Raw genomic sequence first — 9,864 nt, 5'->3', positions numbered from 1 at the left:
GACATCAGCCATATCAATTCGATCGTCTCTACGGGCGGGCCGATCGTCGTCTCGGCGGCGACTTTCGAGAGCGACCAGACGGCGTTGAACAAGGTCGTCGGCGGCTTCGACATTTCGGACACGGAGGCCGACATCGCGAATGCTCTGCCGGACCTGTTGGCGGACGTTAGTCACATCGCCTCGATCACATCGACGGACACGCCAGTGACGGTGGGAGCGAACAGCTTCATGCTCAACGAGGCGGTTCTCAACACGATCGTTGGCGGCTTCGACATCGTGGCCGGCGTGCCGGGGAACGTCGAGGCCGATCTTGGCGTCATGACCGCCGACATCAGCCATATCAATTCGATCGTCTCCACGGGCGGTCCGATCGTCGTCTCGGCGGCGACTTTCGAGAGCGACCAGGCGGCGTTGAACAAGGTCGTCGGCGGGTTTGTGATCTCCGACACGGCGGCGAACGTCGCGGCGGCTTTCGACGAACTGAATAGCGACGTCGAGATAGATTCCATTGCCCTGACCGACAGCGGGGCGCCGATCCTGGCGTTGACCTCTTCGCAGTTTGCGAGCGACACGAGGGCGGTCCGCGAAATCGTTAACCCGAATTATGTGGTCACCGCATTTACCGTTGGAACCAGCACGATCGACGTTGCCAATTTCCACGGGGTCGGCGGGACCGTTTCGATCAGTTCGGGCGCCGTGAATCTCGCGAACGGCGCCGACGCGACGGTGAGCGGGTCCGACAATACGATTACGATGAATGCAAACGGGACTGTGACCGCGTCGGGTACGAACAACTTATATGTTTTCGGCTCAGGAGGTGGTCAGGGTGTCGTCGGAGCCGCCGGTGGCGCAAACACCGGGACAGTGGACTTCGGCTCAGGCCTTACCGATGAGAATTTGTGGTTCCAGCAGTCCGGCGCCAACCTGCAGATCGACGTCATGGGAATCACCAATAGCTTGACGATCGATGATTGGTTCGGCGGGACCAATGCTGCGGCGGTGCAGGGCTTCGCCACCACAGACGGGTTGAAGCTCGATACGCAGGTGGGTCAACTCGTGTCGGCGATGGCGACTTATGCGGCTGATAACAGCGGGTTCAATCCGACGCTGGTGTCGCAAGTTCCGACCGACACGACCTTGCAGAGCGCAGTGGCGGCCGCCTGGCATCATTAAGGGACGACGAACAACAGCTAAGCGAGCGAAATTGCGGGTGTCATGATGTCGGGCGGAGTACAGGGAGGAACGACTCAGACGGCGGGTCTAGAAACATTTGTTCTGCTGCTTCGCTTTCACGGCATCGCGGCCGATCCCGAACAGATCAGGCATCGGTTTGGCAGCGCCGATATTGGCGTGTCGGAGATGTTGCGCTGTTCGAAGGAGTTCGAGCTTAAGGCGCGGGCGATTTCGAGTAATTGGGCGCGTCTGGCCAAGACCGCCCTGCCGGCGATCGCCCAAAGGCGCGACGGCAGCTTTTTTGTGCTCGGCAAGTTCTCCCCTTCGGGCGTATTGATCCAGGATCCGGCGGTCGGTCGGCCGCAGGAATTGACCCGCGCCGATTTCGAAGCGCAATGGAACGGCCGCCTGTTGCTGATGACGCGCCGCGCTTCGCTTGGCGCTTTGGCGCGACAGTTCGACATCACCTGGTTCCTGCAGGCGATGGTCAAATACCGGCGCCTGTTCGGCGAGGTGCTGGTCGTCTCATTCTTCCTGCAATTGTTCGCGCTGATCTCGCCGCTGTTCTTTCAGGTGGTCATCGACAAGGTGCTCGTTCACCGGGGCCTGACAACGCTAAACGTGCTGATCATCGGTCTTGTGACGGTGTCGCTGTTCGAAAGCCTGCTGACGGCGCTGCGCACCTATGCATTCTCGCACACGACCAACCGCATCGATGTCGAACTCGGGGCGCGGCTGTTCCGCCATCTCATGGCGCTGCCCATTGCTTATTTCGAAGCGCGGCGCGCAGGCGACAGCGTGGCGCGGGTGCGCGAACTTGAGAATATCCGAAACTTTCTCACCGGCTCGGCGCTGACCCTCGTCATCGATCTGTTCTTCACCTTCGTCTTCTTGGGCGTCATGGCCTATTATTCGGTGTTCTTGACCGGCATCGTGCTGGCGTCGTTTCCCTTTTACATCGCCATCTCGGCCGGTGTGACGCCGATCTTTCGCCGCCGCCTCGCTGAGAAGTTCAATCGCGGCGCCGAAAACCAATCCTTCCTCGTTGAGGCGGTAACCGGCATCCAGACTTTGAAATCCATGGCGGTTGAACCGCAGATGCAGCGACGCTGGGAAGAACAGCTCGCCGGATACGTGCAGGCGAGCTTCCGCGTCTTGAATATCGGCAATTGGGCGAGCCAGGGCGTCCAGCTCATCAGCAAACTGGTCACCGCCGCCGTTCTGTTCTTCGGCGCCAAGGCGGTCATTGAGGGCAATCTGACAGTCGGGCAATTGGTCGCCTTCAATATGCTGGCGGGCCGTGTGGCCCAGCCAGTGCTGCGGCTTGCCCAGGTCTGGCAAGACTTTCACCAGGCGCGGCTGTCGGTGGCGCGGCTTGGCGATATCCTCAACACCCATCCCGAACCCAGCTTCACGCCGGGCCGCGCCGCGCTTCCCTCAATACGCGGCGGGATTGTCTTCGAGCACATGACCTTCCGCTATCGCCCCGATGGACCGGAGATTTTGCACGATGTGCATGTCGCCATTCCCGCCGGTCAGATGATCGGCATTGTCGGACCTTCCGGTTCGGGCAAGTCGACGCTGACCAAGCTTGTCCAGCGGCTCTATCTGCCCGAGAGCGGGCGGGTGCTGGTCGACGGCGTCGATCTGGCCTCGGTGGATGTTGCCTGGCTGCGGCGTCAGGTTGGCATTGTCCTGCAGGAAAATGTTCTGTTCAACCGTTCGATCCGCGACAATATCGCGCTCACCGATCCCGGCATGCCGATCGAGCGGGTTATGGCGGCCGCGCAGCTTGCCGGCGCGCATGACTTCATTCTCGAACTGCCTCAAGGCTATGACGCCCCCGTGGGCGAACGCGGGGCCAACCTTTCGGGCGGACAGCGCCAGCGCATCGCGATCGCGCGCGCTTTGATCATGGATCCTCGCGTTCTGATCTTCGACGAAGCCACGAGCGCCCTGGACTATGAGAGCGAACGCATTATTCAGGAGAATATGCGCGAGATCGCGAAAAACCGGACGGTTTTGATCATTGCCCATCGCCTCTCGGCCGTCCGGCACGCCGATCGAATCCTGACGATCGAGCGGGGTCGCCTCGTTGAGGATGGCAGCCACGACGAATTGTTGCGGGCGGGCGGCCGCTATGCCTCGCTCCTGCGTTTACAGTCAGGTCTCCATGGCGTCGCCTGAACAGACAGCACGAATCCTGCTTTGGCCGCGTATGCCCGCAAGGCGCGATTCCGAGCGCGAGTTCCTGCCGGCCGCGCTGGAGGTCGTCGAGACGCCAGCTTCGCCGCTCGGGCGGGGAATCGCCTTTGGCATACTCGCGTTCTTCTGCGCCGCGCTTGCCTGGTCGTGGTTCGGCTATGTCGACATTATCGCCACGGCTCAAGGCCGACTGCTGCCGACCGGCAGGGTCAAGGTGGTGCAGCCGCTTGAAGCGGGCGTCGTGCGGGACATCCGCGTGCAGGATGGGGACGTCGTCCATGCCGGCGATCTTCTGGTCGCTCTCGACGGCACGACGACCTCAGCCGATCGCGATCGGGCGGCGCATGATCTGATGACGGCCGAACTCGATATCGCCAGGCTTCTGGCGCTGAAAAATGAAAATGATCCCGGCAAGGCCGTCGAAGCCTTCGTCGCGCCCGACAATGCGGCTGCGCATGAACTGGAAATGGCGCGCGCGTTCACCTGGGCGCAGGCGGCCGAACAGGCCGCCAAACTCGCCGCTCTCGACCAGCAGATCGATCAGAAGCGCGCTGAATCCGAAGAGGTTCGCGCGGGCATCGACAAGCTCCAGGCGACGATTCCGCTGCTGCAGCAAAAGGACGTTCTTCGCACCAAGCTGTTGGCGTTGGAATATGGCAACCGCTTCGCCTGGCTCGACGCGGAGCAGGCGCTCCAGGAGGCCCAGCACGATCTGCTTGTGCAGGGCCGGAAAGCGGTCGAGACGGATGCGGCGCGCGCCGCGCTGGAGCGTCAGCGCGATCAGACGCGCGCGGAATATGCGCATAAGGTTCTTAGCGATCTGGCCGACGCGGAACAGAAGGCCAGTCAGCAGACGCAAGACCTCGTCAAGGCGACACGCAAATCGGCGGAGACGGAGCTGCGCGCTCCGATCGACGGGGTCGTCCAACAACTGGCGATCCACACCTTAGGCGGCGTGGTGACGCCCGCGCAGCAACTTCTGGTGATCGTGCCGGAGGGTCAGTCGCTCATCCTGGAAGCGATGGTGTCGAACGCCGATGTCGGATTCGTCCACGCCGGTCAGGAAGTCGAAGTGAAAGTCGAGACCTTTAACTTCACGCGATACGGCTTGATCCATGGGCGCGTCATCTCCATCAGCCCCGATGTCGTCACCGAGGACAAGCGGCCGACCGACGACAACGGCGCCAGTTCGGGCGACGCCAAGAACGCAAAGGGCGATCAACAGGCCAATAACTCGCCTTCCTATGTGGCGCGTGTCGCATTAGAGGGAACCAGCATGGTGGTCGACGGCAGGACGGAGCCGCTGCGGCCCGGTATGGCGGTCACCGCAGAGATCAAGACAGGCTCGCGGCGCATTCTCGAATATCTGCTCTCGCCGCTAAGACAATATTCGCAAGAAGCCATCAGGGAGAGGTGAGTGCAGCGTGGCCAAGAGGACCGATGAATCTCCAGTGCTCGACATTCGAGATAGTGCCCAATCCTTTCCTCTTTTCTTCGGGACGCTCGTAGCTGGATCAGAACTGACAGCCAATGCATTATCGACTATCTGCCGTCCCGGCTGAGGCGTCGCGCTGGAGGCTCATCGTGAACGCAGATGGGGCATAAGGGGACGGAAGCCGGGAAACGGAGAGGGGCTTGTGTCTGATTAGAGGGATCCGCGGTTTTCGAGCCATCGAAAACAGTTCTTCTGCGCATCCTCTCGGAAGTGTCTCGGCGCCATAGTAGCGCAACGCGTGATACCTTTGTCTCATGCTTGGCGCCGTCGATGAGCGCCGAGCGCCAAGATCATATTTGATCAGCGCGGTTGACGCCGCGAAACAGACACTTCGGTTACGGTCTTGTTTCATTCTATTTGCCAACCGGGGGTTGGGCTGCCTAGATGCTGCCTTGGCGAATCCTGGCTGCGCGCATCGAACGGAGGCGCCCAAACCCATCTCGCCGGGGTGACCTGGATTCGTCGAGGACCGATGCGGAGTCGATTGAAGCTCTTCATTTCGTCGCCCGGGGACGTGCCCCGCGAGCGCCTTCGAGCCGAGATGATCGTCGACAGACTCGCGCAGGACTATGCTCGCCACTTCACGCTAGAGACCTATCGCTGGGAATACGAGCCGATGTTGGCGTCGGGACACTTCCAGGATTCGATCGATCCACCGAGCGCTTGCGACATCGTCGTCCTGATCGTCTGGTCGAGGCTTGGCACGTCCTTGCCGGCGCGCACGGCGGTGCGTGAATATAGCGGGCTCGACGGCCGCACGCCGGTCACAGGGACGGAGTGGGAATACGAGGACGCGCTGAAAGCGGCGAGGGAGCGTGGTACCCCCGACATAATCGCGTTCCGCAAGACATCCGAGGTTCGTCTCGACGCAGTCGACGCGGAGGCGCGCGCGCGCGGCAATTTTCAGCTCGACGCGCTCGACGCGTTTTGGAAGCTGCGCTTCGCGGACAAGGGCGAATTCATCTCCGGCTACAAGACGTACAACACGATCGAGGAATTTGACGCGCTCTTGGAGGGTTCGCTACGCAAGCTGATCGAACGCCGCGTTCTCGCATTGGCCGCCGGCCCGTCGCCTTTGGCACGGGTAAAAGGATCGCCCTTCCGCGGTCTGCGCTCTTATGAATTCGACGATGCGGATATTTTCCATGGCCGCGGCGCCCTCGTCGCTGAGGCTGCCGAGCGGCTCGCCGCGCATGCGCGCGAAGGAACCGCTTTCCTACTGGTTGCGGGGCCGAGCGGATCGGGCAAGTCATCGCTGGTCAAAGCCGCGCTGGTTCCGAAACTGATGAAGCCGAGGCGCGTCGAGGGAACTTCCTTTCTTCGTCGCGCGCTATTCCGCCCGAGCGCCAACGGCGGCGATATCTTCCTCGGTCTAGCAGATGCCCTGACCCGTTTGGAGGCGCTGCCGGAACTGCTGGCTCCGGGGCAGAAAGCCGGCGGGCTCGCCGCACATTTGCGCGAAAGCGTGACAGCGCCTGGCTTTGTCTTCGCTGGCGCCTTAGGTCTCGTCACCGCTCGTGAGCGCGAAGCGGGGCGACTGCTTGATTTCGAGAGTGTCAAGCTGGTTCTCGTCGTCGATCAGCTCGAAGAGCTTTTCACGTCCCCCGATATCCCTTCTGCCGACAAGACTCTGTTTGCGCGTTTGCTCCGCGCACTCGCTCGCTCAGGCGAAGTCTGGATCATCGCGACCTTGCGCGACGATTTCTGGCCGCAAGTCGCCGGCGTCCCCGAACTCGCCGAACTCGCGGGGGGCCTGGGCCGCCTCGACATCGCCTCGCCGTCCCCGGCGGAAATTGCAGAGATCATCCGTAAGCCAGCGCTCGCCGCCGGGCTCGATTTCGAGACCCATCCGCTGTCCGGACTCGGATTGGACGCGGTGCTCGCACAAGATTCCTCGGCAGAGCCCGGTGTGCTGCCGCTGCTTTCGTTCACGCTCGATACTATCTACGCCGCCGATGTCGCCAAAGCGGGCGGAACGCAATTGACCTTCGCCAGCTACGAAGCGCTAGGCGGCCTTCGCGGCGCTATCGCCAAGCGCGCGGAGACAATCGTGGCCGATTTGCCCGAGGGCGCGCGCGAGGCCGTGCCTCGCGTGCTCAGGACATTGACGACCCAGGGGGCGAAAGTCGCGGTCGCGCGGCCAGCGCCGTTGGCCGCATTCCCAGACGCAAGCGCGCCGCGGCTCGTCGTCGACGCGTTGCTCGCGGGCCGTCTGCTAGTTGCTGCGAACGAAGGCGGCGCGCCCATGCTTCGCCTCGCCCATGAGGCGTTGTTGACGCAATGGGACCGCGCGCGCGGACAACTGATCAAGGATCGGCGCGATATCGAGACCCGCACGCTCGTCGAGGCGCAAGAGCGCCGCTGGAGCGCCGCGGATCCGAGGGGAAAGCCGGCATTGTTGCTGCGCGATCCCGACCTCGTCGGCGCGTGCGACCTCGCGCGACGCTGGGGCGACGAATTGCCCGAGCATATCGCCGGCTTCATTGCATTGTCCGCGCGCGCTGCGCGGCGGTCGACGGTTCGACGCTGGACGATTGTCGCCGCCGTCATGGCTTGTTTGCTCGCGCTGACGGCAGCGTCGCTCGGCGCGCTCGTGATCGCGCAAGGTCAGCGCGACGCGGCGTTGATCGCGCAATCGCAGGGATTGATCCGCGACGCGCGCGCGGCGGTCGCTGCAGGGGACGGCATGCGCGGCCTGCGGTTCGCACTTGCCGCGCTGCCCCGGGATCTTGCGCACCCCGATCGTCCGTTCTTGCGTGACGGCGCTGCGGCGCTGGCGGACGCCTACGTGAACCGCCGCGAGATCGCGCAGCTCGGCGAGGGCGACGGCGCCCTGCACAGCGTCGCCTTTTCGCCCGACGGCCGCCGCGTCCTCGTCGCGTCGGAAAGCGGAATCGCCCGGATATGGGGCCTTGACGGCTCTTCACTCGCGCTGAGAGCCTCGAACTCTAGGCTCTTTGCGGCGGCGTTCTCGCCTGACGGCGCGCGCGTTGTAACGGCCTCCGCGGATGGCGCAGCGCGGATCTGGAACGCGGCAACGGGCGAAGCTATTGGCGGCCCGATGATTCATTCGAGCGACGTCGTCTCCGCGAGCTTCTCCGCCGACGGCTCGCTCCTCGTCACCGGCGCGCTGGATGGCGTCGCGAGGCTCTGGGACGGACGGACCGGATCCCCGCTCGGCGAGGGTTGGGCAGCCGGTAAAGATAGCCCGTTGACGGTCGCTTTCTCGCCGGACGGTTTGTCGGTCCTCACGGTCTCGGAATCGGGCGGCGCGCGCATGTGGGACGTTGTGACCCACAAGCTGATCCACCCGCTATCCCAAGCCGGCGAAACCGCCGAAGTCGCCGCTTTTTCTCCCGATGGCGCGCAAGTCATCGTTGGCGCCGATAACGGCGTCGCGCGCCTCTGGGACGCGAAGACGGGCGCGTTGCTTTACGCTTGGATCGGCTACGGGGCCATCGCGGCCGTCGCCTTTTCGCCCGATGGAAAGCGCGTGGCGACAGGCGCGGGCGATAATTCCGCACGCATTTGGAATGTCGAGACGGATGTAGCGGAACATATCCTCAATGGCCATTCAGGGCCGATCAATGCTCTCGCGTTTTCACCCGACGGCCGCGGCCTCGCCACCGCGAGCGAAGACCACACGACGCGATTGTGGGACGTCGAGACCGGCTCACCGATAGCGACGCTTGGCGCGCACGGCGGCGCCATCGAGGCGCTCGCTTTCTCCGCCGATGGGCGGTTAGCAACCGCGTCGCGCGACGGGATCGCGCGGCTGTGGAGCGTCGAGCCGCTCTCGCTCGCCGCGATCTTGCCGGGCGGGGGAGGGGCGCTGGAAAGCGCTGGGTTCTCCGTCGACGGCGCGACGGCGCTCGTCGTGTCCAAGGCGGGTTCGGCGCGCCTTTGGAATATTGCCGACGCATCGCCGCGCGGGCCCGCGCTGACGGGCGTCGCTTCCGCCGCGCTTTCGCCCGACGGGAAGCTTGTCGTGGCGACCTCGCGCGACGGGCCGACCCGCTTGTATTCCGCCGACGCCGGGAAGGTCTTGGCGACTCTTCGAGGCAAGGGAGATCGCTCAGCTTCGTTCTCGTCGGACAGCAAGACGATCCTCGTTCTTCCCGCCGACAGCCCGCCACGACTCCTGGATTCCGCGAACGGCGCCGATCAGGGCGCGCTCGCGGGCTTGTCCGGCCCCGCTGACACCGCGATCGTTTCGCGTGATGGGCGGACGATCTTCGCCGCCGCCAGAGGCGGCGCCGCCGGCTTTTGGGACGCGGCGACGCGCGAGCCGCGAGCGAAACTCGAAGACTATGTCGCGTCGCTCGAATCCGGCGATTTTTCTGCCGACGGAACGCGCCTTGTCACAGCTTCTTACGACAAGACGGCGAGGCTTTGGGACGTCGCGACCGGAAAGAGCGCCGCGCCGCCGCTCGCCCACGGCGGCGCCGTGGAATCCGCCGCATTTTCAGCCGATGGAACGCGGGTGGTCACCGTGTCGCGCGATCATACTGCGGCCGTCTGGGACGCGCACTCGGGCGCGCGTATCGCCAGCATCGCGCCCGGCGGCAACTACACGCTCTGGACCGCCGCCTTCTCACCCGACGGAACGCGGGTCGTCACCGCATCCGACGACGCTGCTGCGCGACTTTGGGACCCGGCGACGGGCGAACAAATTGCGACCTTCGCCGGACATCGCGGTCCCGTGACCTCTGCAGTTTTTTCCCACGATGGCGCGCGGCTGCTGACCGGCTCCGCCGACGGAACCGCGCGCCTATGGCGGACGCCGCCCGCCTGTCAGGCGTTGATCGAAGCCGCCCGCGCTGTAACCGCGCCCGCGGCGGACGATCTCGCGCCCGAGCCCCAGAGCCTGCTTTTTCGGCTTTACAACCGCGCCGCGCCGCTTCTCGCGTTTCTATCGCCGCGCGTGGGCGAGACTTGCCGGTGAGCGGCGAGGCGGCCTTAGGGCGCCGCGATGATCGAAAACTCCGCGC

General features: G+C 64.0%; 3 protein-coding genes and 1 pseudogene. All 4 read left to right on the top strand.

Annotated features, from left to right (window positions below; translation table 11 throughout):
• Window positions 1-1,173: pseudogene (locus tag GSQ90_RS20305) on the top strand (hypothetical protein); the annotation flags it as partial.
• A 45-nt stretch (window positions 1,174-1,218) separates the two neighbouring features.
• Window positions 1,219-3,360: a type I secretion system permease/ATPase gene (locus GSQ90_RS20300; protein WP_158816781.1), complete on the top strand. Its 2,142-nt coding sequence runs from the start codon at window positions 1,219-1,221 to the stop codon at window positions 3,358-3,360.
• Window positions 3,347-4,795: an HlyD family type I secretion periplasmic adaptor subunit gene (locus GSQ90_RS20295; RefSeq protein ID WP_246731691.1), complete on the top strand. Its 1,449-nt coding sequence runs from the start codon at window positions 3,347-3,349 to the stop codon at window positions 4,793-4,795. The genes GSQ90_RS20300 and GSQ90_RS20295 overlap by 14 nt, the downstream gene beginning before the upstream one ends.
• A gap of 619 nt (window positions 4,796-5,414) precedes the next feature.
• On the top strand, window positions 5,415-9,818 hold the full coding sequence (locus tag GSQ90_RS20290) for an AAA family ATPase (protein WP_158816724.1): 4,404 nt from the start codon (window positions 5,415-5,417) through the stop codon (window positions 9,816-9,818).
• Window positions 9,819-9,864 lie beyond the last annotated feature (46 nt).

This window comes from Methylocapsa sp. S129, from assembly GCF_009765995.1.
In the GTDB taxonomy this organism is placed as follows: domain Bacteria; phylum Pseudomonadota; class Alphaproteobacteria; order Rhizobiales; family Beijerinckiaceae; genus Roseiarcus.
This window is presented reverse-complemented; position numbering and strand designations above follow the sequence as displayed.